Source organism: Polaribacter marinivivus, from assembly GCF_042651285.1.
In the GTDB taxonomy this organism is placed as follows: Bacteria; Bacteroidota; Bacteroidia; order Flavobacteriales; family Flavobacteriaceae; genus Polaribacter; species Polaribacter marinivivus.
In genome coordinates, this window is record NZ_JBHSCY010000001.1 from 213,414 (window position 1) to 239,687 (window position 26,274).

Genomic DNA, 26,274 nt, shown 5'->3' on the forward strand with positions numbered 1-26,274 from the left:
ATTAGGCAGTTTTAACTTTAGCACGTTTTAATCTTCTTTTTACGTTTCCTTGAACTACATAGTGGTCTATGGTTGGAGCAAAAACATTCATTAATAAAATAGCTAAGAATACTCCTTCTGGATATGCAGGGTTAAATACACGAATCATAATAGATATAAAACCAATTAAGAAACCGTAAATCCATTTTCCTCTATTTGTTTGTGATGCAGTAACAGGGTCTGTTGCCATATATACAGCACCAAAAGCTAAACCACCAATAATTAAGTGTTCCCAAAAAGGAGCACTCATTAATCCATAAAATTTACTAGACTCTGTAATAATATCTGCGCTTACAACCCAGTTAAAAATTAAACCCATTGCAGCTGCTCCAATAAAAGTAGAAACAATAATTCTCCAGCTTCCAATTTTTGTGAAAATTAAAAATGCTGCACCTAATAAAATTAATAAGGTTGATGTTTCACCCACTGAACCAGGAATGAATCCCATAAACTTATCCCAAGTAGAATAAACAACTTCTTGGTTTTGTGCATAGCTACCTAATATAGTTTCACCAGAAATTGCATCAGCAGTTCCTGCTCTGTTTACAGCATCATATACCCAAACTTTATCTCCAGACATCCAAGTTGGATATGCAAAGAATAAGAATGCTCTTATAGTTAATGCAGGGTTTAAGATATTCATACCTGTACCTCCAAAAACTTCTTTACCAATAACAACACCAAAAACTACTGCTACAGATAACATCCAAAGAGGTGTATCTACTGGCACAATTAATGGCACTAACATACCAGTTACTAAGTAACCTTCTTCTACTTCATGACCTTTTATAACAGCAAAAATAAATTCTACTAAAAGACCTACTGCATAAGAAACTACAACTAATGGTAATACTTTTATGATACCTATCCATAAGTTATCCCAAGTAAAGAAATTTGCTAATGGATCTAAACGTAGTGAATTGTCTATAGCTGCATAATGTTGGTAACCAGCATTAAACATTCCGAAAATTAAAATCGGAATTAAAGCCATGATAACAGTATTCATAGTACGCTTTAAATCGTCTGCAGCTTTTATATGAGTTCCTCCATGAGTCACTTCATTTGGTAAATATAAAAAGGTATGGATTGCATTAAATGCAGGTGCCATTTTTGTTCCTTTATATTTCTCTTTTAAATTATGTAAATTTTGTTTTAAGCCCATAATCTTATCCTAATTCTTCTCTCATTAAATCTAAACCTTCACGAATTATTTTTTGATGTGGTTGTTTAGACACACAAATAAATTCGGTTAATGCAAAATCTTCAGGGGCCACTTCATAACCTCCTAAAGCTTCCATTTCATCTAAATCTTTATACATAAATGCTTTTAATAATTGCATTGGATAAATATCTAGTGGAAATACATTTTCATAAGAACCAGTAACAACAAATGCTCTGTGTTCTCCATTTGTATTGGTAGTTAAATCGTATTTTTTATTTGGGTTTAACCAAGAAAAAGTTAATGCTCTTGAAGGCGAAATTTTATCAAAAACAGGTTTATTCCATCCAAAGAATTCGTAATCGTCACCTTCTGGAATAGCCGTAATTTGATTGTCATAATAACCTAAAAAGCCATCTTCTTCTACTTGAGTACCAGTAAGAACATTACCACTAATAACTCTAGTATTGTCATTTTCTAGGTTACCTTTTACCACATCAGAAATAGTTGCTCCTGCAATTGCAGTAACATATTGTGGTTTATTTATTTTAGAACCTGTAAGTGCAATTGTTCTAGTGATGTTAAATCTACCAGTTAAAAACAATTCACCAATTACAACTAAGTCTATTGGGTTAAGAGTCCAAACAACTTCACCTTTGTTAATAGGATCTATTTTAGCAATTTGGGTACCTACGTTTCCTGATGGATGTGGTCCTGAAACTTTATGTAATTCAATTCCTTCTACACCATCAAAAACAGTAGTTTCGTTTTTACCAACAGAAACATGTACCTTACCTTCTGTTAATTTAGAAAGAGCAGCTAAAGCTGTTTTTATTTCTAAATCTTTACCTTGAAGTGTATATGTTAAATCTGCAGCTAAAGGTGCACTTGCGTATGCAGAAATAAAGATAGCCTTTGGTGCTTGATTTGGATTTGCAACAACATCATAAGGACGTTGCTTAACAAATGGCCAGCACCCAGAAGTAAACATGTGTGTTTTTACTTCTTCAGCAGTCATTTCTGATGGTTTTTTAACACCAAAATCTACGTGTTCATTTTTTGCATCAGCAGCAATTTTAATGGCTAATACTTTTCTTCTTGCCCCACGAACAACCTCTACAACTTTACCAGAAACAGGACTTGGAAATAAAATACGCTCATCACTTTTTGAATAAAAAAGAGATTGACCCGCTTTTACTACAGCTCCTTCTTTCGCCATAAGTTTAGGTGTAATTCCATGGAAGTCTTCTGGCTTTATTGCATACACACTACTTAAAGAAATGTCTGTAGTGGTTTTTTCTGCTTCGCCAACAAGCTTAATATCTAAGCCTTTTTTAATACGAATGTCTTTTGACATAGTAAATTGGAATTGTTAGTTATCTAAAAAAATCATGCAAATTTACGGCTTTTAACAATTATTATAAAGATAATGCTTCTTATATGTTCGTTAAAAAATACTATTTATAATAATTCTAAATAACTTATTTTTATAAAACGTTTTCGAATTATCTTTTGGCTTACATTTTGATTGTTTTTAAAAATCAAAACCTATTTTTGTATTTATGAAACAATTTGTTACGCTCATTTTTTTAACTTTTTTATCGCTTTTTTCTAATGCTCAGCATATAAAATCGATTCAATTAAGACCTTTACAAGAAAATAATTATTCGAGTATTGTTCCTTTAGGTACTGTATTAGAACTGTCTTTTGATGATTTAGAAGCAGATGGAAAAGATTACAAGTATAAAATAGAGCATATGACCCATGATTGGCAAAAAAGCAGATTATTATCTAGCCAATATGTAGATGGTTTTAACCAAAACACCATTATTAACGTAACCAATTCATTTAATACATTTCAAAGCTACTCACATTATAAAGTAAAAATACCTAATACAAATACTGTAATTACTAAAAGTGGCAATTATTTATTATCTGTTTTAGATGATTATGATGAAGTTGTTTTTACAAGAAGATTTGTTTTGTATGAAAATATTGCAACAGCTGGTGTTGCTATTTCTAGAAGTAGAAATGCTAAAAAATTAGATTCGCAACAAACTGTTGAATTTACTATTAGCCATCCAAATGTTCGTATTAACAACCCACAACAAGAACTAAATGTTGTAATAATTCAAAATGAAAATTGGAATAAGACCATTACAGGTTTACAACCTACTTTTTTTCAACCTAATTTATTAAGATACACTTACACCAATAAAACTAATTTTGAAGGTGGCAATGAGTATTTAAATTTTGACAGCAAAATCTTAAGAAATAAAAGTATCAATACCATTAAAATTACTCAAAATGGCACTGATATTTTTCATCATTATATATATCCTTTTGAGTATAATCCTTACCTAGAATACAGATATAACCCAGATATTAATGGCCAATTTGTAATTAGAAGTTTAGAAGGTAGCAATCCAGATACAGAAGCAGATTATATAATGATGCACTTTACCTTAAATGTAGAGGCTCCTTTTTTAGATGAAAACGTTTATGTCTATGGCGCTTTTAATAACTTTAAAATTGAAGAAGAAAATAAAATGACTTACGATTTTAAAGACAATGCTTACAAAGCAACTATTTTATTAAAACAAGGTTTTTATAATTATACTTTTGCAACTGTAAACAAGTTTAATGAAGTTAATACTAATAAAGTAAATGGCTCTTTTTTTCAAACTGAAAACGAATATAAAGTTTTAGTGTACTTAAAACCTTTTGGTAGTTTATATGATAGAGTTATTGCTGTTGGAACAGGTTTTTTTAACCCAGATAGATAGTTTATGTTTTTGATTTGTGTTTTTTAATCAAAAAAACTACATTTACCATGTATGGTAGAACAAATAACACAAGGCGTAAAAATCTCTGTAAAAACAAAATACAATGGAACCAGTTACAGAAATAATAGGTTGTATTATGTTTTTGCCTATTTTGTTACCATAGAAAATTATTCTAACAAAACAATAGAACTTACACATCGATTTTGGGAGATATTTGATTCTTTAAACAAAACTGAATTTGTAGAAGGCGAAGGTGTAATTGGACAAACTCCTGTTTTAAAACCAAATGATACTTACTCTTACAGTTCTGGTTGCTTTTTAGAATCTAATGTGGGAGCTATGAAAGGTTTTTACACTATGAAAGATGTTAAAACTTTTGAGCAATTTAAAGTTACTATTCCTACATTTCAACTTGCAACACCAATATTATCAAACTAGCAAAATCTAAAAATAAGGTAAGTAAATTCGAAGATCCAGAATGTCTAAACTGTGGACATCCTTTTAGTGGTCACGAAAAATTTTGTCCAGATTGTGGGCAAGCTAATAAGGGTAATAAAATTACGTTTTGGAATTTTATACATGATGTTTTTAATGGCTTCTTTGATTTTGATGGTAGATTTTGGACAACCATTATTCCTCTGTTAACAAAACCAGGTAAAGTTTCTAGAGATTATATAGATGGTAAAAGACAACGCTTTTCAAATCCTTTTCGATTTTATTTAACAGTATCCATTCTCTTTTTCTTAATTGTTGGTTTGTACAAAACCATTCAGAAATATGAAGAATTTACAAAAGATAGTATAAAAGAGGTAACTACTAACGTTAAAAAAGACTCCACCACTACTAAGGATAAAAAAGAAAAACTGACTCCAGAAAAATTAGATTCTATAAAGCAAGAATTAAACGATAAGATGGATAAGTCATTTATCCCTATCCCAAAAAAGGCTAAAGAAAAGTTGATGGAAGAGTTAGATAAAGAACTTAAAGATTCTACCAACTTAAAAAAAATAAATGATAATAGTGGTAAAGATATAAACTTAGAGTTTGGAGGCGATACAAGGTTAGACAAGTTTGTTTCTTATGTAGATAAAAATCCTGAAGCAGAAATAGATGTTGCTTTAGACTCTTTAGGTTATGAGAAAAATTTCTCTAATAGATTCTTATATACAAGAGCAAAAACAGTGCATTCATTTACAAAAAGTAAAGAAACTAGAGAGCAATACTTTAATCAATTATTGTCTTATGGTTCTATAGCACTCTTTATCTTTTTACCCATTTTTACCTTGTTTTTAAAGTTTTATTACATCAGAAGAAAGTTTACTTACATAGACCATTTGGTTTTTGTTTTTCATGTGCAAACAGTTTTCTTTATGTTGTTTGCGTTCCATTTTATATTCTTAATCTTTCATTTAGAACCTAAACTTTGGATTTTTATCATTCTATTTTTACTCTATTTGTATTTAGCCATGAAGAAGTTTTATCAACAAGGTTATATAAAAACCTTTTTTAAGTTTATTCTTCTAAATATAAGCTTTGGCTTTATAGGTATTTTTGGGGTAGCAATTTTGTTTGTAATTTCTTTTGCTATTTTTTAATTAAGTTTTTTTTATCTAAAAAGAATGATTTTTTGTATTAAAATCTATATAAGAAATCTCAACATTTTCTTCTTTTTTTATTGATGTTATACTTACAGTTTCTACAAATTTTCGTTTCATTTTTGGGGAAATTTCTTTAGTCCCTAAACTATCATTTTTATGAAACTCTAGAATATTTTTTAAAGATTCTTTTTTATTATTTTCTAACCAATTTGTAAACCATAACTCTCTTTCTGCTTTCATTTCTGGGGTATATAAAGGAGAAGAAGACCATATTTTTGGTTCTTGTGCTAAAGGTTTAAAATGCTTTTTCATACCATCCCAAACTAATTCGTATGTTACTAATTTAACATCCCAATCAATTAAAATTAAGGTAAAAGGTTCAATATTGGTAAAGTCAAAATCATTTATAAAAGCAATTGCATTATCTGCTATTAAAATATTTTTTACAATAATACCTCTACTCATTTTATAAGGTAATTTTCTTTTATGATTAACAAAACCACCATTTAACAAACAGACCACTCTATTTTTAGAACTCACACCTATCCATGTACCTCCAGCAATTTCATCTTTTGGATACGTTAATGTTACACCATCTTCTACATATTTTTTTGGAGGTATCGTTTTTCTTAGTGGAGTTTCGTCTCTATTAGATGTTAAAATAAATTGATTATCAGCTATAGGTAAATAGGTTACTGTACACATATATAGTATCAAATTTGGATTATATACTATTAATCTGCTCAGCAAATAAACTAACAAATTAATTGTAACTTTGTTGTTCAAAATTAGTAGAATAAAAATTAAAAACTTACAAAATGGCAAGAGGATTTTTTAATGTTCCAATCGCAGTTAACGAACCTGTAAAAGGATATGCTCCTGGGTCTCCTGAAAGAGAAGAATTATTAGCAACCTATAAAAAGATGTATGCAAGTAATATAGACATTCCTATGCATATCAATGGAAAGGAAGTGAGAACTGGCAATACAAAAAATGTAACTCCTCCTCATGATCATAAACATGTAGTTGGTCAATACCACACAGCAGATAAAAGTCATATAGATGAAGCTATAGCAACTGCTTTAGCAGCAAGAGAAGCTTGGAGTTCTGTTTCTTGGACAGAAAGAGCTTCTATCTTTTTAAAAGCTGCTGAATTATTAGCAGGCCCATATAGAGCAAGAATGAATGCTTCTACTATGATTGCTCAATCTAAAAATGTACATCAAGCAGAAATAGATGCTGCTTGTGAAATGATAGATTTCTTTAGATTTAATGTACAATACATGACTGATATTTTTAAAGATCAGCCAGAAAGTGCACCAGGTATTTGGAACAGAGTTGAGTATAGACCTTTAGAAGGATTTGTTTACGCTATTACACCTTTTAACTTTACATCTATTGCAGCTAACTTACCAGCTGCAGCAGCTTTAATGGGTAATGTTGTGGTTTGGAAACCATCTGATCATCAAGCCTATTCTGCTCAGGTTATTGTAGACCTTTTTAAAGAAGCTGGTTTACCTGATGGTGTTATAAATGTAGTTTATGGAGACCCTGTAATGATTACAGATACTGTTTTAAATTCTCCTGATTTTTCAGGTTTACATTTTACAGGTTCTACATTTGTATTTAAAGAATTATGGAAAAAGATTGGTGAAAACATTCATACCTATAAAACTTACCCAAGAATTGTTGGAGAAACTGGTGGTAAAGATTTTATTTGGGCACACAATTCAGCCTACCCTTTACAAGTAGCAACTGCAATCACTAGAGGTGCTTTTGAGTTTCAAGGACAAAAATGTTCTGCTGCTTCTCGTGCTTACATCCCTGCTTCTATTTGGGGTGAGGTTAGAAAGCATTTAGAAAACCAAGTTGCAGAATTAAAAATGGGTTCTCCAGAAGATCCAAGTAACTTTATTAATGCAGTTATTCATGAAGGTTCTTTTGATAAAATCAAAAAATATATAGATGCTGCTAAAGCAGATAATAATGCAGAAGTAATTATTGGTGGTGGTTATGATAAATCTAAAGGTTATTTTATAGAACCAACAGTAATTTTAGCTAAAGATGCTTCTTACCAAACAATGACAACTGAGCTATTTGGTCCTGTAATTACGATTTATGTGTATGAAGATGCAGAATGGGAAAACTCATTAAAATTAGTAGACGAATCTACAGAGTACGCATTAACAGGTGCCATTTTTTCTACAGATAGATACATTGTTGAGCAAGCTTCTAAAGCTTTAGAAAATGCTGCTGGTAATTTCTATATTAACGATAAACCAACAGGAGCAGTTGTAGGCCAACAACCATTTGGTGGTGCAAGAGCATCTGGTACAAATGATAAAGCAGGTTCTGCTCAAAACTTATTAAGATGGACATCTGTTCGTTTAATAAAAGAAACATTTGTTACTCCACAAGATTATAAATATCCTTTTTTAGGATAATAAGTATAACTAATAATAAAAAATCCTCATCTAAATAGATGAGGATTTTTTTATTATATCATTTAGATTATTCTATAATTAATTTTCTTGCTGATTGCTTGTTTCCATTTGTTATTTTTAACAAATACAAACCTTTAGCTAAGTTGTTAAATTGTATCTCTTCTCTAAATATAGCCTTTGTATCTCTAAATATTTTTTCAGCCAGTTGCCTACCTCTAACATCATATAGTTGAAGCGTAGTTTTAGAGGTATCTAAAGTTTCAAACATTAGCGTAAAGTTTCCAGTATTTGGATTTGGAAACAAATTAAATTTATTAAAAGACACATCTTCTAAAGAAGCTGTTGCATCTTCAATGATTAAAGCATAGTCCTCTACTTCACCATCAAAACCTGTTTCACAAGCTGTTGGATAGTCTACAGGACTAGGACTTGGATCTGTATATTTTGTTGAAATCCTCATAATAATAGGTCCTAATTTTGCTGTTGCTGGAATTGTTATTGATAATGGACTCATATCTGTAACACCATTTGGAGTATTACTAGCACCACCTAAATCATATTCTTCTGTACTTGTATCAAATACACAATCTCCATTCCAATCTATCCAAGCTTTAGTTTGCACTCTAAAATTACCATCTGAATTTACGCTTACAGATAAATCATGAGAATCTCCTCTTTTTACACTAGTAGATAAAGAAGTATAATCGGTATAAGGCACTGTTTTTCCTGATGCATTATTAATGGTATTAAATTGAACCAAAGTGGTACTTGTAGCAAAATCTAAACTACCATTAGAAGTACAAACAGTACAACCTTCTGTTGTAAATGAATATATTGAAGAAAAATTACCTTCTGTACAAGTATTTTTAGGTTTTACCCTCCAAAAATATGTTGTTGATTCATTTAACGTAGACGTTGTAAAATTGGTAGTTGTTACTGTTCCACTACTAACGATGTTGTTAAAACCATTATCTGTAGCCACTTGCACTTCATAAGAAGCTGCATTAGTTTCTTCTTCCCAAGTTAGTATTGCTGAAGTTGCTACTCCTGTATCACTATCAGCTGGTGAAGTTAAATTTACGGTATTTAAACTAGAAGTTGTCACTTTTAAAGCAACACCTATTGTTTGCGTTATAGAATTAGATGTTCCTGTAACATTAATAGTATAATCAATTGGTATAGCTCCATCTAAATTAGAAACTGTCATCATTACATTACCATCTGCATTTATTGTAGTGGGGCTAAATGTTACTTGTGCTCCAAAAGGCTCGTTTGCTGCAGATAAAGTAACCGTTTCTGAAAAACCATTTACAAAATCAAAATTTAAACTATAGCTAGCAGATTGACCTGCAACATTACATGCAGATTGCACATCACTTGTGTTTGTTACAATAAATGTTGGTGCAGAATTAATTGTAATTGAACTATTGTTAACATTATAAAAAATATTACCTACTGCTTCAACCATAATTCTAACATTGTTAGAAGCATTATTGGGCACAATAATAGTTTCTGAACCGTCATTTGGTGTATTCGCTTTTAATACTATTGGAAACGTAATTCCACCATCTGTAGACATTTTTATATTTACTAATGTACAGTTAATTGGTGCTGTATTTGTTGTAGTATGAGACCATGTAATTTCTTGAGAAGAACCAACATCCCAAGTTTCTGAACTTTGTTGTGAAGTCACTGCAAAAGCAGGCACATCTGCAACTGTTACTTTTACATCATCTCTTGCTGTGCTTCCTCCTCCAGAATTGTTATCTCTTACAGTAAAAGCAAAATTTAAATCTCTAGCAACAGAAGGTAAAACTTCCCAAGTACCATCTTTACCAGCAACAATTACTGATAAATCTGGAAAATATCTAACAGGTATAGTTTTAGAAGGTAAAGATCTAAACATTGGACCAACTGCATTCGTTGATTCAGGAGGCATGGTTGCCCCTACTTCATTATCAATTTGTTCCCAATTATAGGTTAAAGAATTTATACCATCTGCATCTGTAGCTTCACCTGTTAATCTAAAAGGTGTAGATTTGGGTATAATATAATCGTTACCAGCATCAGCTGTTGGTGTTGCATTATTAGTATCAGATAAAGTAGCACAATTACCAGAAGTTTGTATAATATTCTGCATTTGAGCAATACTTACTGTATGAAAATGATCATCACTATTTCCTGTTGCATTTCCAGCCCCAAAAACATTTGGTGAACAAATACCTGCATAACCCATTATTGTAGATCCACTACCAGGTTCTACAGCAGTTGAATTTGTTCTATTACAACTGTTATTTTGTGTATGTGTTGCTCCAAATTGATGGCCTAATTCGTGCGCTACATAATCTATATCATAAGGATCGTTAATTGGAGAAGATATACCTGTTACACCTCTTGCTTTTTGACCAGACACACAAACAACTCCCAAACCTGCTAAGCCTGCACCACCAATACTAAATATGTGTCCTATATCGTAATTTGCATTTCCAATTTGAGCATCACAAATAGTCTGAGTTTCATTAATCATTGTACCTGCACTTCCATCAGAAATATTATCTGTATTTGCATCTAAAAAAATGATACTGTCATTATTACTAACAATAACCATATTTACACCTAAATCTTTTTCAAAAACTCCATTTATTCTGGTCATTGAAGTATTCATAGCAGATAAAACTGCAGCTTTTTTTACAGCATCAGTAGCTGTTGAAGGTACATTTTGTCTATTGATATGAAACTGAGAATATTCGCCACTAGTTACAATTGCAATTCTATAGGTTCTTAATTTACCATCATTAACTATTCTATTAAATGTAGTATTCTCAACTTTTTCATTTACAGTTTCTTCTACCATACATTTAAAGTCAATCTCATTTTTTGGTAAGTTTAGTCTACTGTAAACAATATAATCTTTTTTGTCTTTAGAGTGTGGGTCTATGTATACAGTAGCATGATTTCCAGAATATATAGTACCATGAAAACCATCTGTACCAATACTTATTTTTGCAATTGCTGTTGGGTCATCTATACCTTTTGCAGTATAAGATCTTATGTTTGGATATTTTTCTTGTAAACCTTTTTCAAAAGTAGATGTTTCTTTAATTGTAAATCTCTTTAAATCTCCATTTGCGTCTGGTAATGCAATCGTTTTTATAGCATTTTTACTTTTTAAGTTTAAACCATTTGTAAACGCTTCTACATCTAAAGAAATTAATTTATACTCTTTAGGAAAATTCTTTTTGCTATAAATTTCATTAGTATTTTTTTTGTAATCTAATTTTGTGATTTGCTCCCAAGTATTTTGAGAATAGGTATTTACACACATTGTAAGTATTAAAAATGTGATAAATAAAGGATTTCTAACGTTCATTTTTTTGATTATAATTTCTATTTCACCAAAGATAATGAATTATTACCTTTGCATTGTATATGAATAAAACTGTTTTACTTCAAGATTTACATCAAAAAGACTACAAGGAAACTTGGGACTTTCAAACGGATTTACTCCAAGAAATTGTAGACACAAAAATTAGCAATCGTAGAAATAATCTTACTGAAGCTACTAAAAATCACTTTCTTTTTGTTGAGCATCCTCATGTGTACACACTAGGCAAAAGTGGAGATTTAAGTAATTTACTTTTAAATGAAGCTCAACTTGCAGAAAAAGGAGCTACTTTTTATAAGATTAATAGAGGTGGAGATATTACTTACCATGGTCCAGGACAAATTGTGGGTTATCCAATTTTAGATTTAGAAAATTTTTTTACAGATATTCATAAATTCCTTCGTTTATTAGAAGAAACAATCATTTTAACCATTGCAGAGTATGGAATTAAAGGTACTAGAAGTGAAGGTGAAACAGGTGTTTGGCTAGATATTGGCACCCCTTTTGCACGTAAAATTTGTGCAATGGGTATTCGTTCTTCTAGATGGGTTACCATGCATGGTTTTGCTTTAAACGCAAATGTTAACTTAGGCTATTTTGATAATATTATACCTTGTGGTATAAGAGGTAAAGCTGTGACTTCTATGGAAGCTGAATTGGGTAAAAAAGTAGATATAGAAGAAGTAAAACAAAAAATATTAAAGCATTTTAAAGCATTATTTGAGGTTGATGAGTTATTAATTGAAGGTTAATGTTTTGTAGTTTATGGTTTATAAAAAAACTAACAACTAATACCATTATTTCTCTTCGTTAAAATATACTTTATAATACTTCATTTTCTTTTCTTCATCATAGCCTCTTTCTAAATATTCAGAAGCTGCATCTGGTGCATCTACATCTAATTTTATACTAATATTAGTATCTAATTTAATTTCTGTCTTTAGCCTACTTTTTTCTTTTTTTAACACCACTCCAGAAACATCAAAATTATTTCTAATTAAGACATCATTTAACGTTTCGTAGTGTTTTTTGTAATCTTCAAATAAGTCTTTATGTTTTTCCTCTTCAAAGATTTCGTCTTTAAAATTATGATAATCTACAGATTCATGTTCTTTAAAATAATCTACAGTATTGGCTAAAAAATTTCCTTGTTCGTGTTTACCAAATTCTGGTTTTATCACTTCTTCTGAGAAAGAAGAACATAGTTCTAAATAGTTTTGAGTGTGCGAATTATAATCATCTGCTAGTTTAACACCTAAGAAATTCTTAATCCAATACTGAGCGTCATAATTATTATTATCTACAGAAAACACAACAGTACCTTCTGTATCTGTTGTATTTAAAATTAAACAACCTTTATCTATTTTTTTAGTAGAGATACCTTGTTGTACAACAACATCCCAACTTTCATTATCATCTAAATACGTTTGAAAGAAATCTACTTTGTTTTCAATTTTAAAAACTCCTACAGCTTCTGTTAACACATCTTTATATTCTAACCCTTCTATAAAAACTACAATTACATCACCTGTTTTAATCTGTGCAGAATTAGATTGTTCATACAAATGATTTACAATGTTTTTAGAAAACTCAATAAAAGATTCTTCATTTGTAAATATTTCTGATGCATAATTATTCATTTCATTTAAACGAACATCTGCATGATGAGAAAAACGATAGCTTTGTGTTAAATTACCAAAAGGCTTAAGTAAAAAGTTCTTCATTAAATCATACGTTTCTGCATCAAAACGAATTAATTCTTCTGAAAATACATTTTGCCCACTATTGTATTTATTGGCAACTTTGTGCAATATGCATTTGGTAATTTCTGCTCTCGTTTTTTTAATCATCTATTCTAAGTTTGGTTCGCAAAAGTAAAAAATTACAACGCTAATTTTAATTGTTCTGGTAATAATTTAAACGATTTTCTGTGATATTTAGTTACTCCAAAATTTCGAATGGCCTCTCTATGTTCTTTTGTTGGATAGCCTTTGTTTTTTTGCCAATTGTAGTCTGAATATTCTAAATGAATTTTCTCCATATATTCATCTCTATATGTTTTGGCTAAAACAGAAGCTGCAGCAATACTTAAGTATTTAGAATCTCCTTTTACAATAGTTTTGTGTGGTATTTCTTTATAGTTTTTAAATTTATTACCATCTACAATAATAAATTCTGGCGTTGTTTTTAATTGAGCTATAGCTCTATGCATGCCAGTAATAGAGGCTTGTAAAACATTAATTTTATCTACCTCTTCTTGCCAAACAAAAGAAACCGCAAAAGCAAGAGATTGTGCTTCTATTATAGGTTTTAATTCTTTTCTTTTTTTCTCTGAAAGTTGTTTAGAATCATTTAAAAAAGGATGTGAAAAATCTTTAGGTAAAATAACTGCAGCAGCTACTACTGGGCCAGCTAAACAACCTCTGCCTGCCTCGTCTGTGCCTGCTTCTAAATCAAAACCACTGTAATTTAACTTTAACATATTACAAATTAACAGATTTCGCTATAATTAAAGGCAACAATTTTCGTTTTATTATTTTACTTTTGTTGCTGTTATATTTTATGATGAATACATATAGAGTTTTATTTTTTTTACTATGCTTATTTTCTGTAAACACCCTTTTTTCTCAAAGAAAATTATCAGGTAATGAGAAAAGAGAAAGCACTTTTATAAATGCAAATGGTGAAATAGATACTTTAAAAACATCAAAATCTACTAAGGTTATTTTATCTGGAGATACTAAGTATACAGACTATAAAATTTTTTCTTTTCAAAGAGATACCACTTATATAGATACCACTTTAACTATAAAAAAACATTATCTATTTAACTATTTAAGAGAAGATAATTTTGAGTTATTTCAATTTCATAACCAAGGACAAACGTATAATAACTTAGGCTATCGTTTTGATGATCTAAATAGGTTACCCGATTTTGGGTTTAGCGCAAAACAGTTTCCGTATTTAGATGTAGATGACATAAATTATTACGAAGTTCCTACACCCACTACAGAAATCACTTATAAAACAGGTTTGCAACAAGGGCAATTTGTTGATGCCATTTTTACCTTGAATTTTTCTCGACGTTTAAATGTTTCTTTATCATATAAAGGCTTACGTTCTTTAGGTGCATATAGAAGAGCTCTAGTAAGTAGTGGTAATTTTAGAGGTACTTTTAGTTATAGAACTAAAGAAAATCAATATGAAATAAGAGGACATTTAACAACTCAAGATTTCTTTCATGAAGAAAATGGTGGTTTAACAGCCTCTGCCTTGCAAAGTTTTATTGATGAAGACCCAAATTTCGACCAACGCTCTAGGCTTGATGTAAATTTAATTGATGCCGAAAATCAATTTAACAGCACACGTTTTTATGTAGAACATAGCTATAAATTATTAGCAAGCAAAGACTCTTTATCTAAAAAAGATTTTACCAATTTAAAAGTTGGCCATGTATTTACAAGTGAAAGTAAGTCGTATAATTTTACACAACCCACAAACACCACCTCTATTTTTGGTGATGCCAACAGCACAAACCCATCTAATAACGATGCTTTAAGTGCTATTACTAATAATGAATTAAACTTAGAGTTTAATTCTAAATATGTCTTAGGTAAATTTAAAGCCAAAGTACATGTAACAAATTACTCCTATGGTTATGACACAATTTTAAACTCAACAAGTACTATTAATAGATTAAAATTAGAAGGTAATGCCATTTCTTTTGGAGGTTCTTGGAACGGAAAAATAAAAAACTTTAAAATAAATGCAGACGCTTCTGTAACTCCTGGTTCTGGAAGGTTGTCTGGAAATTATTTTAAAGGAGAAGCTATCTTTTCTAAAGACAGTGTATTTGATGTAAGAGGTAGTGTTTTATTAAGTTCTAAATCGCCAAACTTTAATACATTATTACATCAAAGTAAATATGATGATTATAATTGGCAAAATAATTTTAGTAATGTTAATACTAGAGATTTAGGTTTTTCTTTACAATCTAAATGGATTAATGGTTCTGTTAATTTTACCAATATCGATAACTATACTTATTTTGATGAAAATAGTTTACCACAACAATTTGCCAATCAAATTACTTACTTAAAGGTAAAAGCAAATCGTGAATTTAAGTTTTGGAAACTTGCTTTAGACAATACAGTCATGTATCAAAATGTAAGCAGTGGAAGTTCGGTTTTTAGAGTACCCGAATTTGTCACTAGAAATACTTTTTATTACACAGACGATTGGTTTAAGGGCAAACCTATGTTAGTAAATATTGGGGTTACTTTTAGGTATTTTACTCAATATCAAATGAATGCTTACAATCCTTTGTTAGCAGAATTTAGATTACAAAACACAGAGGAAATAGGTTTCCCAACTGTAGATTTTTTCTTTAATGCTAGAGTTCGAAGAACAAGGTTGTATTTACAAGTAGACAATGTAACTTCTGGGTTTAGCAAAAAGAATTATTTTTCGGCACCAAATTACCCTTTTAGAGATTTTACAGTACGTTTTGGTTTGGTTTGGAATTGGTTTATATAATTAAATGAGTTATTATTTAGTTTTCTTTATACCTTTATTTATTTGGGCATTTATTTTCATAAAACTATCTTCTTGGAATAATTTCTTTAAGTTTACTTTTTTCAACATTACTATAAGTTTAATTTACTTTATCATAATAATAAATTTTGGGAAATTTATTTTTGGTATTGACCCTTATGGTTTAAAGACATTTTTTTGGTTAATTACATTATTAATAATACATAGTATTATCGCATTTTTTTATTCAATTTATATTATTTACAAATTAAAGAATGATAAAAAATAACTGGAAACTATTTTTAATAGCAAGTTTAACTTTAGGCTTGGCACCTTTTAATCCTCCTCATATAGTAGGAAAACTGAATTGGATTTTAGGAGGTAATGCTTTTCATCCTGAAAAAGGACTGCAACCACAAGATTGGTTTGATGTTTTATTACATGGAAGTCCATGGGTTTTACTCATCATTTCTATACTTCTAAATCTTTTTGCATTATTGGCAAAAAACGACCAGCAATAGAACTTTCTTTTTTGTCTATAATTTTAAATCCTTGAGAGGTATAAAAAGCAACAGCATTTGGGTCTGCTAATAACGTAACCGTTTTTACCTTTACATTTTTAGCTTTTTTAAAAGCATGTTGTAGCAATTGCTTTCCAATTCCTTTTCCTATAAAATTGGGTAAAACAAACAACATTTCTAATTCACAATTATTGTTTTGTGGTTGGTTTAAGATATAGAAACCAACAATCTTATCTTCTACTAGAAAGTTAAAAGTATGTGTTTGTAAAATTAGGTTTTCAGAAACTGTTAAATCATCTACCCAACTATCAAGTTGCTGTTTTGTATAACCCCAAAAGCTTTTAGAAATCATTGCTATTTCAGAAAGTAAACTTGCGTCTGAAATGTTCGCTTTTACAATCATTTTACTTTTTAAGTAATCTTCTTATCTGAATGTTAAAGGCCGCAAATATAAGTGTCATAATTGGGCTTAAATAGTTAAAGATTGCATACACAAAATAATCTGCTACACTTACACCTAATACTCCAGATTGATAGGCACCACAAGTATTCCAAGGAATTAAAACAGAGGTTACTGTACCAGAATCTTCTAAAGTTCTACTTAAATTTTCAGGTGCTAATCCTCTATCTTCATAGGCTTTTTTAAACATTTTACCTGGCACTACTATGGCTAAGTACTGATCAGATGCTACAATATTTAATCCTAAACAACTAGCTACAGTACTTGCAAATAAACCAAAGATTGAAGTAGCTACAGATAGTAAACTTTTTGTAATTTTTGCTAAAGCTCCAATACCATCCATTACTCCTCCAAAAACCATAGCACATATAATTAAATACACTGTCCAAAGCATTCCTTGCATACCTTTAGCAGAAAATAATTGTGTTAACTTTTCATTATCTGTTTCTACTTGGGTTTCAATTAAAATAGAATCTAATATAGATGTAAATTTAGAATCAGAAATACTTAATAGCACATCGTTCTGAAAAATTAAGGCTAACACTATTGCAGATAATACCCCAATTCCTAAAGATATTAATGGTTTTACTTTAAATACAATAAGTACAATAACCAATAATGGCACTATAAACAACCAAGGTGTAATATTAAAAGTAGATTGTACTACATTTAATAAGTTGCTAACGTCTGCATCTCCAGTAGTTTCAATAGTTCCGCTTAAAACAGAAAATACAATTAAGGTAATTAAAATGCTTGGTATTGTTGTATAAAACATATACCTAATATGTGTAAACAAATCTGTACCAGCCATTGCTGGTGCTAAATTTGTAGTATCTGATAATGGAGACATTTTATCGCCAAAATAAGCTCCAGAAATTACAGCTCCTGCAATCATACCTGTAGGTATACCTAATGCACTACCAATACTCACCAAAGCAATACCTACTGTTGCAGAAGTAGTCCAAGAACTACCAGTTGCAATAGAAATAATGGCTGCAATAATAATAGAAACTGGCAAAAATAAAGCAGGACTTAACACTTGTAATCCGTAATAAACCATTGCAGGTATAATACCACTAACCAACCAAGTACCAGCTAAAGCACCTACTAAAAATAAAATGGCTATGGGTACTAAAATACTCTTTAAATTTTCGAGTATTTCTTGAAACATTATGGCAAATGGCACTTTTTTAAATACCCCAACTACTGCAGCTGCTAAACCTCCTAATAATAAAATGAACTGATTTGTATAGGCACCAAACCACTCTTGATCTTCAACAAAAAAAATGTTGTAAGCTAATAAACTCATTAAAATAACAACAGGAATTAAAGATTCTAAAAGATTTAATTCTTTGTTTTCGATAATTTTTTGATGATCTGTTTCTATTTCTGAGAGTTTATTTTTATCGTCCATTGAAGTTTTTAATTATGAGTTGTAATGTTACGATTTTGTAAAGACTTACACAAATATAATCTGTTTACTAACTTTGCTTTATGGATTCGTTAACTCAAATTATATTAGGTGCTGCTTGTGGTGAAGCTGTATTAGGAAAAAAGATAGGAAATAGAGCGCTTTTATTTGGGGCAATTGGAGGCACTATACCAGATTTAGATGTATTTATTGGTAGGATATTGTACCAAAACGAAATTCAAGCCATGGCTTTTCATAGAGGGTTTATGCACTCTATTTTCTTTGCGATTATCGGTTGTTTTGTATTTGGATGGCTTACCTACAAACTCTATGATTTTGGCAAAAGAAAACAGACAACTACATTAAAAGATTGGGTTTTACTTTTCTTCTGGTCTATATTTACCCACCCTATTTTAGATTGCTTTACGCCTTATGGGACCCAATTATTTACGCCATTTACAAATTACAGAGTAGCCTTTAACAACATCTCTGTTGCAGACCCTTTGTATACAGTTCCTTTTCTTTTATGTATGATTGTGTTAATGTTTTACAATCGAGAAAGAACTAGAAGAAAATGGTGGTTAAAAGCAGGAATTTATACAAGTTCTGCCTATATGATTTTTACCATAGCTAACAAATTTCATATGGATGCTGTTTTTGAAAAATCATTTATAAATAAAGGTATACCCTTCACTCGATTTTCTGCGCAACCTACAATTTTTAACAATATCCTTTGGTATGCTGTTGCAGAAACAGAAACACAATATCACCTAGCTTATTACTCATTATTAGACAAAAGTAATACTACAGATAACGTGATAACAGTAGATAAAAATCACGATTTATTAGATATGAGTGATAAAAACCTTAATACACTTACATGGTTTAGCAAAAACTATTTTAACCTATCAAAAAAAGAAGCAGCAGATACCTATAAATATACAGATTTACGATACCCCATGTTAAACCCTAATGACCCAAACACCTCAGTTTTTAATTTCACTATCTATAAGAACAAAGGTGAATGGGATATTTTACCTTTTGCTGGCAGCCCACCAACTCAAGAAGATTTTAAAGTGTTTATTAAACGTTTAAAAGGGGTTTAAGTTTAAGTGTTGGGTGTTGGGTGTTGGGTGTTGGTTAACAGAAATAAAAAATATGGTATATTTTAAACTTCATACATCCAACTTCAAACTTCAAACATCATACACCAAACTTTACAAGATAAACCCTATAAAACACCAACTTCTTTCATACAGGTTTTCATCATTTGAAAGGTTCTTTCAATATCATTATCTAAACCAATAGAAAAACGAATTAAACCATCAGATAAACCCATTTCTTTTTGTTCTTCTTCAGGTATTTCTGATGAAGTAGAACTACCAGGAGCAGAAAATAATGTTTTGTAAAAGCCTAAACTTACAGCCAAATACCCAAGATTTTTATGCTGCATTAATTCCATTAATTCATTTGCTTTTTCTAGTGAACCCACATCTAAAGTTAACATACCCCCAAAACCATATTCTGCATTCATCATGTTCGAAAATAATTTATGAGAAGGATGAGAAGCTAAGCCAGGATAAACAGTTTTTAAGCCCTCTTTTTCAAATTTAGATGCTAAATACATTGCATTATAACTATGTTGCTTAATTCTAATATGCAATGTTCTTAGGTTTTTTAATACAGAAGCCGCTCGTAAACTATCCATTGTTGCACCTAATAACATACAAGCTCCATCATTTACATTTCTTAAATCGTTAATAAATTCTTGTGTACCACAAACTACACCACCCACAGTATCTGAAGAACCATTGATGAATTTTGTTAAACTATGACAAACAATATCTGCACCTAATTTTGCAGGAGAAATAGATAGTGGAGAAAAAGTATTATCTACCACTAATTTTAAATTATATTTTTTAGCCAAAGCTGCTAAGCCTTTAATATCTGCTACTTCTAAAAGCGGATTACTTACAGACTCACAGTACAAAACTTTAGTGTTTTCTGTAATTGCTTTTTCAACCACATCTAATTTTGTAATGTCTACAAAACTTGTAGCAATCCCTAATTTTGGAGTAAAGTTTTTTAAGAAAGCATAAGTTCCCCCATAAATAGTTCTACTAGACACAATATGATCGCCAGCATTACATAATTGTAATAACACTGGGGTAATTGCACCCATACCAGAAGCTGCTACATTGGCTGTTTCTGTACCTTCCATTGCAGCTAAGGCTTCACCCAAATACAAGTTAGAAGGAGATGAATGTCTCGAATATAAATAACAACCATCTGCATTACCTTCAAAAGTATCGAACATGGTTTTTGCTGATAAAAATGTATAGGTAGATGAATCTGAAATAGAAGGGTTTACACCTCCAAATTCGCCAAAATATTGTAAATCTTGAATTTGATCTGCTGGATTGAATTTCATAATTATATGCGTTTAAATACAATTCAAAACTAATCGTTAGTAGTTTTATAATCAATAAATTATTACATATATAGTTTATTTTACTAATTTTAGCATTTATAAAAGAAAATATATCTATTTTTAAGTAATTTATAATCAAATTCTAGAAAAAATGATGCTCGATAAAACAGACAAAACACTCATTAACCTCTTACAAAAAGATAGTAAGCAGACCACAAAACAGCTATCATTACAACTAAATTTATCGGTTACTGCAGTTTACGAACGCATAAAAAAGTTAGAAAAAGAAAAAGTGATAGATAGGTATGTAGCTCTGATTAATAAAAACAAAATAGAAAAATCTTTTTTAGTTTTTTGCCATGTAAAATTAATTCAGCATACTAAAGAATATGTAACCACTTTTGAAAGAGAAATTTTAAAATTAGAAGAAGTTTCTGAATGCTTTCATGTAAGTGGAGATTACGATTACATTTTAAAAATTTACGTAAAAGATATGGATGAATACCGAAATTTTATGGTCACAAAATTGACAGCTATAAAACATATTGGCAGCACACATAGTACTTTTGCCATAGAACAAGTTAAAAACACTACTGAAATAAAGTTGTAAAAAAGAAAACCCAAAACTAAAAGTTTTGGGTTTTAAATTTTTAAATTTTGGTTAACACTATTTTTTCAGTTTCTTTCTGTACTAATTTGCTGTAAAAATCTTTTAGAAAAGTATAATATTGTGCACCTATTAATGCTTTATTAAACTGTAATATTGAAATGGTATTTATTTTATTACCTCTTGAGGTTACTTGAAATTTAAAGACGCCAATATTATCTGGCAATGCAATAGCCATAGGTTCTGGCGTTTGCTCTATTTTATATCCTTCTGGTATTTGAATTGAAACTTTATTTACATCTTTCCAAGCTGTAGTAAAATCTACTGGAAATTTACGTTCTTCTAATTTAAAAGGATTTGTGTTTCTTGTTAAAAACAATAAAGGTTCTATATATAATTTACCATTAATTTCTTCGATTAAATCTTCGCTTGTAAACTTTACATTTCTAGTAATAGGCTTAGCTAAATTTTCTTTATTAACAATTTTAAAATCTTCAACATCTAAATTATTATCCTCTTCAAACTTTGCTCTTAAATCTTCTTCTTTAATATGATTATAATTTTTTCTAAAACTTAAAGCATTTAGGTTATCTAATTTTGTTCTTACTAAACCTTCTACTTCTAGATCATCTGTTAATTTTACCATAACCATATTCTCTTCTAAAGCATGTTTATTTGTTGTTAACTTTACCCAAGAAGAACTGCCATCTTTAGTTACTACTCTACCATTCCAATTTAAAGCTCTAGTTGGTAAAACATTTGGTAAACTATAAGGATCTGTAGCATCTAATAAAACATAAGAATTATCTGCAAATTGCACTAGAGAAATCACATAATCAAACCCTCTAAGAGTTGGAAATAATGGCGTGCCATTTCCTTTAGAACTTATTAAAACAGGATATGCATTTAACTTGGCATACCTTAACATTGCAGTAAGCATTAAATTTATTTCTGCAGCATTCCCTTCGTTATCTTTGTATGCCTTTTTTACCCCTTTATTGGTGTATTTATTTAAATAACCATTCCATTTTACCTTTCTTTTTACAAATTCAAAAATAGTAGCAATTACTTCTTCATTAGACTTTGTATTTGCAATTAAAGGTGCTATATCATTTTCAAAATAGTTTGTTTTTTCGAGCTCTCCTCCAAAATTTTCTGATTTAAAAATCTGTTTAGCTACATTATCCCAAGAAGTAGATAAGTTTTTAGGCATTTGATTCGGAAATCTTGTAGCTACCAACTCAAACTTTATACCTCCTCTATAATTATTAATATTAGACACAAAAGGCTCGTCATCTTTTAATGCTGGAATGTTTTCTGCTTCGTATTTATTTACATTATATGTAACGTCTATTTTATTATTAGAATAGTATGTAGATGATGTTTTACCTCCACCTGCTCTATTATTTCTACTATAATTTGTATCTATTGTCTGTTTAGACCTAATTGTAAAAGAACTTCCATATTTGCTTTGCACTGGTTCTACTGCGTAAAAACCCTTACTTTTTTGAGCAAATATATACCAGTCTGGATTTTCTATAGTTGCAGAAAACTTTTTTACAGGAATACCATATTGAAATTCTAAATCGTCTATATATTGTAAGTAAGGAGATTTTAATGTGTATTGTATTTCTATTACAGAGCCTTCTTTTAAATTAGGCATAGTGATTTTTTTAAGATGACGAAACTTGCTTATTTTTTCATCGAAAATTCCATCTTTATCTAACTTGTCTTTTGTAATTTTTCCGTTTTCATCAATATTATAGGTGTAGGCTTTTAAATCTGAAATTTTTTCTGACTCTCCTTCTTCAGGATTTACATAAGGTATATTAATATTGGCATATTTAAAACCTTCTTTTGTATATATTTTTGTTCTATATACAAATTCATTTAAGATTTCTAAGCCTTTACTATTTCTATAATTATAATAAGTTCTTCTATACTTATACAAATAAGCTGCATCTGCAGTAGAATCTAAAGGATAAAACTCTTCTTCTAACTCTGCTTTAGATACTTTACCGAATTTATAATCTTGAGCAGATAAAAATTGACACATTATTAAAAGTGCGATAACTAATACTTGTTTCATTTATTTATTTTTGGTGATTGCTATTCTCGTATTTTCTAATTTTGCTATTTTTTTTCTAAAACTTCTATACTTACTATACTCTTCTTTAGGATAGATGCCTTCTTTAATAGAAAGCTCTCTTTTATACTCGAATGTCGTATCGTTTTTCTTTAGAAATGATAGTTTGTAGGTTCCGAATTTTGTTTTTATTTCTTGATTTTCGGGTAAATATTCTAATGAATATGTATTTGGAATTATAATTTTGTAAGTATCTATATCTTTATAACCTCTACTAATTTTTAAAGGTAAATTACGGTCTCTATATCTTTTGGGTACATAATTATTTTTATTTAAAACATTTACTCTAAATAAAAACTCTTTATCGTTTACAGCAGCATATTTACTTATTTTTAAATCAATTTTTTCTTTAAAAAGAATACTGTCTTTAAGGTTTTCTAAATTGGCAGAAATAATTTCTAAATTATTATTATAGCTCCAATCTCTAGATTTGTAATATTTATTTAATTCTTCTTCTGTATAGCCTTCTAGATTAAATTTATCATCATATTGTAATCCTTTAGAAATTCTTTCTAAACTTGCTGTAACATCACCAGATTCTAATAATTGTATGGTTGCTTTAGATGATTGCAGATTAACTTCATTTTTATAAGAAGATGTTCTTTTAATTTCGCCTCCTTCTGGCTTTATCACAAGTACATCTCTATCGTCTGTAAAATCTCCTAAAAAACCAAAAGGTATTTCTTGATTTGTACATTCTAACCAAACATCTTTACCATTATTTGGTAAATTTAGAATTACATGATTACCCTGCATTGATGAAAAATCTTTATCTAAGTTTCTTTTTTCTTGTGCATAAACAATCGTATAATAAGAGGTAACCCCAACAACATCTAACAAAGCTTTTGTGTAATTGGTTAAACCCTTACAATCTCCATAACCTACTTCATCTACTTCATTCGCTGCAATAGGTTCCCAACCTCCAATACCAACTTGTACACTTATATATCGCGTTTTATTTTGCATATATTCATATACAATTTTTGCTTTTTCTAAAGGGTCTGTAACACCTTCTACTAAAGCTAGTACTTTATCTTTTGTAGCTTGCTTTAAAATATCTCTATCTTTTAGAAGTGTAGCATTCATCCAAGCACCAAACTCTTTCCAATTTGTGTACTCACCATACACATCTTTTAGGTAAAATTTATCTAAAGCTACTATAGATTTTGGTAAAAAATCTCTGTAAGAAACAGCACTATTTTCGTATTCAAAAGCGTTTTGGTTTGCTAGAGAATAGCTTAGTTTTTGATTCGTTATTTCTTTTTCTATTTTAAAATTATCAAAATTAGTTTCTTTAATTCTCCAAGAAATTTCTTTTGGATTATGAATAATGTAATTGCTTTTTTCTACAGCAACATAATAACCACTAACAGGAAACCACCAAGGTATAAAACCAGTGGTTTTTGTTTTATATTCAGATTCAAAAACTAAGGTATAAGGATATGAAATTGGTTGATAGTTTACATATTTTACCTTAGCATCTGAGTATAATGAACCTCCATCAACAGCACTAACATCAAAAAAATCTCTTTCTTTATATTTCTTTATTTCATTACCAAAAGCATCATAAATTTTTGCAGATAAACTAGTTATTTTAGTGTCATTATCATAACTCTCTGCTATACTTGCAAAGTTGTTTCCAGATTTATTTAAAACAGTCACTACTTTTCTTTTAGTAACTATCATTTTATCTACATCTTCTATAGAAACTTCTAATGTATAATCTCTAATAACCGCATTTGCATTTTCTTTTAATTCGTTTTTAATCGTAAAAGCGATATAGTTTTTCTCTTGAGAATAGTTAACAATAGAAATAAATAAAAGGGTAAGTAGTAGAACAGGGGACTTTAAACGAAGCATTATTAATTTTTAATAGCTCAGCAATGTAAAAAAGAAAACCCAAAACTAAAAGTTTTGGGTTTAAAAAGTTTATGTAAAATTATTTTACATTATTTATTGGCATGTGAACCATCGCAAAAACCATCTTTATCAGCTGTATTGCCACAACCACATTTTGGTCTGTCTAGTTTTAATGTTTTCATCGATCTAAGAATTAAGCTTTTGTTACTACTGTAAAAGACATTTCCATCATATCATCAATAAATTTATCTTTTAAATTATCGAAGAAAGATTTAGAACCATATTTTACATTAAAGTCTGCTCTGTTTACATTAAAAGTTTCACTTTTAAAAGTTGTAACTCCGTTTTCTGTAGTTACAGTTGCTGGTATTGTAATGCTTTTTGTAACGTCTTTTATTTGTAAGTTACCAGTTACGTGTACTTTATCTCCTTTATCTTCTACATTGGTAATCACAAATTTTGAAGTTGGGTAAGTTGCTATATCAAAAAAGTCTCCACTAATTAAATGACCTCTTAATTTTCCATTGCCTTCGTTATCTGCAGGAATATCTAATACTTTAATAGAATTCATATCTATTACAAACTCACCTCCTTTTAAAGTACCTTCTTCTACTAATAAATCACCATCTTTTAACATTACGTTTCCATTATGCGAACCTGTTGGCTTAGTCCCTTTCCATGTAATTACAGATGCTGCTAAATCTACATTGTTTAATTCTGCTACATTAACGGCTACTTTTTCTGCTTCTTTAGTGTCAACAGCTTCTTTTTTCTCTCCTTTACAAGCAGTTAATACAGATGCTACTACTACTAATGCTAAAACTAATTTTTTCATTTTATTTTAATTTTGTTGGTTATTCATTTATTTTCCATGGCAAATATACATCTAATTTA

General features: G+C 29.8%; 21 protein-coding genes and 1 pseudogene. 10 read left to right on the forward strand and 12 right to left on the reverse strand.

Going from position 1 to position 26,274, the window contains the following annotated elements; genetic code table 11:
* Position 1: 1 nt before the first annotated feature.
* Positions 2-1,201 (reverse strand): NADH:ubiquinone reductase (Na(+)-transporting) subunit B, encoded by a 1,200-nt coding sequence (locus ACFOWD_RS01055; RefSeq protein ID WP_298989126.1) that lies wholly within the window; start codon positions 1,199-1,201, stop codon positions 2-4.
* Positions 1,202-1,205: 4 nt separating this feature from the next.
* Complete coding sequence (locus ACFOWD_RS01060) at positions 1,206-2,555, reverse strand: Na(+)-translocating NADH-quinone reductase subunit A (protein ID WP_377407385.1); 1,350 nt, start codon at positions 2,553-2,555, stop codon at positions 1,206-1,208.
* 205 nt (positions 2,556-2,760) lie between these two features.
* Between ACFOWD_RS01060 and ACFOWD_RS01065 the strand changes: the two genes are divergently transcribed.
* The 4 genes and pseudogenes from ACFOWD_RS01065 to ACFOWD_RS01080 all read left to right on the forward strand — a co-directional run bounded on the left by ACFOWD_RS01065 (position 2,761) and on the right by ACFOWD_RS01080 (position 5,579).
* Positions 2,761-3,984 carry a type IX secretion system plug protein gene (locus tag ACFOWD_RS01065; protein ID WP_377407387.1) on the forward strand — a complete coding sequence of 408 codons (1,224 nt, stop codon included), beginning with the start codon at positions 2,761-2,763 and terminating at the stop codon, positions 3,982-3,984.
* 51 nt (positions 3,985-4,035) lie between these two features.
* Positions 4,036-4,422 carry a Co2+/Mg2+ efflux protein ApaG gene (gene apaG, locus ACFOWD_RS01070; protein ID WP_377407389.1) on the forward strand — a complete coding sequence of 129 codons (387 nt, stop codon included), beginning with the start codon at positions 4,036-4,038 and terminating at the stop codon, positions 4,420-4,422.
* A gap of 137 nt (positions 4,423-4,559) precedes the next feature.
* Positions 4,560-4,715, forward strand: a pseudogene (locus ACFOWD_RS01075) (DUF3667 domain-containing protein); the annotation flags it as partial.
* Positions 4,716-4,739: 24 nt separating this feature from the next.
* Entirely contained in the window at positions 4,740-5,579 is an 840-nt protein-coding gene (locus ACFOWD_RS01080; protein ID WP_298989136.1) for a hypothetical protein, read from the forward strand.
* Between the two features lie 15 nt (positions 5,580-5,594).
* Here the strand turns inward: ACFOWD_RS01080 and ACFOWD_RS01085 are convergent, their stop codons facing one another.
* A complete protein-coding gene (locus tag ACFOWD_RS01085) occupies positions 5,595-6,287 on the reverse strand; it encodes an NRDE family protein (protein ID WP_377407391.1) in 693 nt (230 codons plus the stop codon).
* A 113-nt stretch (positions 6,288-6,400) separates the two neighbouring features.
* Between ACFOWD_RS01085 and pruA the strand changes: the two genes are divergently transcribed.
* On the forward strand, positions 6,401-8,026 hold the full coding sequence (gene pruA / locus ACFOWD_RS01090) for an L-glutamate gamma-semialdehyde dehydrogenase (RefSeq protein ID WP_377407393.1): 1,626 nt from the start codon (positions 6,401-6,403) through the stop codon (positions 8,024-8,026).
* Between the two features lie 67 nt (positions 8,027-8,093).
* Here the strand turns inward: pruA and ACFOWD_RS01095 are convergent, their stop codons facing one another.
* The gene (locus ACFOWD_RS01095; protein WP_377407395.1) at positions 8,094-11,396 is read right to left on the reverse strand and encodes a reprolysin-like metallopeptidase; all 3,303 of its coding nucleotides are present in this window, start codon (positions 11,394-11,396) and stop codon (positions 8,094-8,096) included.
* A gap of 59 nt (positions 11,397-11,455) precedes the next feature.
* Between ACFOWD_RS01095 and lipB the strand changes: the two genes are divergently transcribed.
* Positions 11,456-12,163, forward strand: a complete 708-nt coding sequence (lipB, locus tag ACFOWD_RS01100) for a lipoyl(octanoyl) transferase LipB (protein ID WP_377407398.1) — start codon at positions 11,456-11,458, stop codon at positions 12,161-12,163.
* 45 nt (positions 12,164-12,208) lie between these two features.
* Here the strand turns inward: lipB and ACFOWD_RS01105 are convergent, their stop codons facing one another.
* Positions 12,209-13,261, reverse strand: coding sequence for a nucleoid-associated protein (locus tag ACFOWD_RS01105; RefSeq protein ID WP_377407400.1), 1,053 nt, complete (start codon positions 13,259-13,261; stop codon positions 12,209-12,211).
* Positions 13,262-13,293: 32 nt separating this feature from the next.
* Entirely contained in the window at positions 13,294-13,893 is a 600-nt protein-coding gene (locus tag ACFOWD_RS01110) for a ribonuclease HII (RefSeq protein WP_377407402.1), read from the reverse strand.
* Between the two features lie 80 nt (positions 13,894-13,973).
* On the opposite strand from ACFOWD_RS01110, the gene ACFOWD_RS01115 reads away from it, so the two are divergent.
* On the forward strand, positions 13,974-15,947 hold the full coding sequence (locus ACFOWD_RS01115) for a putative porin (protein ID WP_377407403.1): 1,974 nt from the start codon (positions 13,974-13,976) through the stop codon (positions 15,945-15,947).
* A 272-nt stretch (positions 15,948-16,219) separates the two neighbouring features.
* The gene (locus ACFOWD_RS01120) at positions 16,220-16,465 is read left to right on the forward strand and encodes a hypothetical protein (RefSeq protein WP_377407405.1); all 246 of its coding nucleotides are present in this window, start codon (positions 16,220-16,222) and stop codon (positions 16,463-16,465) included.
* On the opposite strand, the gene ACFOWD_RS01125 is transcribed toward ACFOWD_RS01120, so the two are convergent.
* A complete protein-coding gene (locus ACFOWD_RS01125; protein WP_377407407.1) occupies positions 16,416-16,868 on the reverse strand; it encodes a GNAT family N-acetyltransferase in 453 nt (150 codons plus the stop codon). The genes ACFOWD_RS01120 and ACFOWD_RS01125 overlap by 50 nt on opposite strands.
* A gap of 1 nt (position 16,869) precedes the next feature.
* Complete coding sequence (gene nhaC / locus ACFOWD_RS01130) at positions 16,870-18,339, reverse strand: Na+/H+ antiporter NhaC (protein ID WP_377407409.1); 1,470 nt, start codon at positions 18,337-18,339, stop codon at positions 16,870-16,872.
* An 80-nt stretch (positions 18,340-18,419) separates the two neighbouring features.
* Between nhaC and ACFOWD_RS01135 the strand changes: the two genes are divergently transcribed.
* Complete coding sequence (locus tag ACFOWD_RS01135) at positions 18,420-19,442, forward strand: metal-dependent hydrolase (protein WP_377407411.1); 1,023 nt, start codon at positions 18,420-18,422, stop codon at positions 19,440-19,442.
* 125 nt (positions 19,443-19,567) lie between these two features.
* Here ACFOWD_RS01135 and ACFOWD_RS01140 read toward each other — a convergent pair whose 3' ends face one another.
* Positions 19,568-20,767 (reverse strand): aminotransferase class I/II-fold pyridoxal phosphate-dependent enzyme, encoded by a 1,200-nt coding sequence (locus ACFOWD_RS01140; protein ID WP_377407413.1) that lies wholly within the window; start codon positions 20,765-20,767, stop codon positions 19,568-19,570.
* Positions 20,768-20,918: 151 nt separating this feature from the next.
* On the opposite strand from ACFOWD_RS01140, the gene ACFOWD_RS01145 reads away from it, so the two are divergent.
* On the forward strand, positions 20,919-21,377 hold the full coding sequence (locus tag ACFOWD_RS01145; protein WP_298989167.1) for an Lrp/AsnC family transcriptional regulator: 459 nt from the start codon (positions 20,919-20,921) through the stop codon (positions 21,375-21,377).
* Positions 21,378-21,417: 40 nt separating this feature from the next.
* Here the strand turns inward: ACFOWD_RS01145 and ACFOWD_RS01150 are convergent, their stop codons facing one another.
* The 3 genes from ACFOWD_RS01150 to ACFOWD_RS01160 all read right to left on the reverse strand — a co-directional run bounded on the left by ACFOWD_RS01150 (position 21,418) and on the right by ACFOWD_RS01160 (position 26,215).
* Positions 21,418-23,463 carry a DUF3857 domain-containing protein gene (locus ACFOWD_RS01150; protein ID WP_377407415.1) on the reverse strand — a complete coding sequence of 682 codons (2,046 nt, stop codon included), beginning with the start codon at positions 23,461-23,463 and terminating at the stop codon, positions 21,418-21,420.
* Entirely contained in the window at positions 23,464-25,380 is a 1,917-nt protein-coding gene (locus ACFOWD_RS01155; protein WP_377407417.1) for a DUF3857 domain-containing protein, read from the reverse strand.
* A gap of 193 nt (positions 25,381-25,573) precedes the next feature.
* Positions 25,574-26,215, reverse strand: coding sequence for a YceI family protein (locus tag ACFOWD_RS01160; RefSeq protein WP_377407419.1), 642 nt, complete (start codon positions 26,213-26,215; stop codon positions 25,574-25,576).
* Positions 26,216-26,274 lie beyond the last annotated feature (59 nt).

What these genes read in the sequence shown, in the direction of transcription:
- ACFOWD_RS01150 (WP_377407415.1), bottom strand. Translation starts at nt 23,463, where the DNA reads ATGAAACAAGTATTAGTTATCGCACTTTTAATAATGTGTCAATTTTTA.
- apaG (WP_377407389.1), top strand. Translation starts at nt 4,036, where the DNA reads ATGGTAGAACAAATAACACAAGGCGTAAAAATCTCTGTAAAAACAAAA.
- ACFOWD_RS01155 (WP_377407417.1), bottom strand. Translation starts at nt 25,380, where the DNA reads ATGCTTCGTTTAAAGTCCCCTGTTCTACTACTTACCCTTTTATTTATT.
- ACFOWD_RS01085 (WP_377407391.1), bottom strand. Translation starts at nt 6,287, where the DNA reads ATGTGTACAGTAACCTATTTACCTATAGCTGATAATCAATTTATTTTA.
- ACFOWD_RS01060 (WP_377407385.1), bottom strand. Translation starts at nt 2,555, where the DNA reads ATGTCAAAAGACATTCGTATTAAAAAAGGCTTAGATATTAAGCTTGTT.
- pruA (WP_377407393.1), top strand. Translation starts at nt 6,401, where the DNA reads ATGGCAAGAGGATTTTTTAATGTTCCAATCGCAGTTAACGAACCTGTA.
- ACFOWD_RS01160 (WP_377407419.1), bottom strand. Translation starts at nt 26,215, where the DNA reads ATGAAAAAATTAGTTTTAGCATTAGTAGTAGTAGCATCTGTATTAACT.
- ACFOWD_RS01145 (WP_298989167.1), top strand. Translation starts at nt 20,919, where the DNA reads ATGATGCTCGATAAAACAGACAAAACACTCATTAACCTCTTACAAAAA.
- ACFOWD_RS01105 (WP_377407400.1), bottom strand. Translation starts at nt 13,261, where the DNA reads ATGATTAAAAAAACGAGAGCAGAAATTACCAAATGCATATTGCACAAA.
- ACFOWD_RS01135 (WP_377407411.1), top strand. Translation starts at nt 18,420, where the DNA reads ATGGATTCGTTAACTCAAATTATATTAGGTGCTGCTTGTGGTGAAGCT.
- ACFOWD_RS01120 (WP_377407405.1), top strand. Translation starts at nt 16,220, where the DNA reads ATGATAAAAAATAACTGGAAACTATTTTTAATAGCAAGTTTAACTTTA.
- ACFOWD_RS01140 (WP_377407413.1), bottom strand. Translation starts at nt 20,767, where the DNA reads ATGAAATTCAATCCAGCAGATCAAATTCAAGATTTACAATATTTTGGC.
- ACFOWD_RS01095 (WP_377407395.1), bottom strand. Translation starts at nt 11,396, where the DNA reads ATGAACGTTAGAAATCCTTTATTTATCACATTTTTAATACTTACAATG.
- ACFOWD_RS01115 (WP_377407403.1), top strand. Translation starts at nt 13,974, where the DNA reads ATGATGAATACATATAGAGTTTTATTTTTTTTACTATGCTTATTTTCT.
- ACFOWD_RS01065 (WP_377407387.1), top strand. Translation starts at nt 2,761, where the DNA reads ATGAAACAATTTGTTACGCTCATTTTTTTAACTTTTTTATCGCTTTTT.
- nhaC (WP_377407409.1), bottom strand. Translation starts at nt 18,339, where the DNA reads ATGGACGATAAAAATAAACTCTCAGAAATAGAAACAGATCATCAAAAA.
- ACFOWD_RS01055 (WP_298989126.1), bottom strand. Translation starts at nt 1,201, where the DNA reads ATGGGCTTAAAACAAAATTTACATAATTTAAAAGAGAAATATAAAGGA.
- ACFOWD_RS01125 (WP_377407407.1), bottom strand. Translation starts at nt 16,868, where the DNA reads ATGATTGTAAAAGCGAACATTTCAGACGCAAGTTTACTTTCTGAAATA.
- ACFOWD_RS01110 (WP_377407402.1), bottom strand. Translation starts at nt 13,893, where the DNA reads ATGTTAAAGTTAAATTACAGTGGTTTTGATTTAGAAGCAGGCACAGAC.
- lipB (WP_377407398.1), top strand. Translation starts at nt 11,456, where the DNA reads ATGAATAAAACTGTTTTACTTCAAGATTTACATCAAAAAGACTACAAG.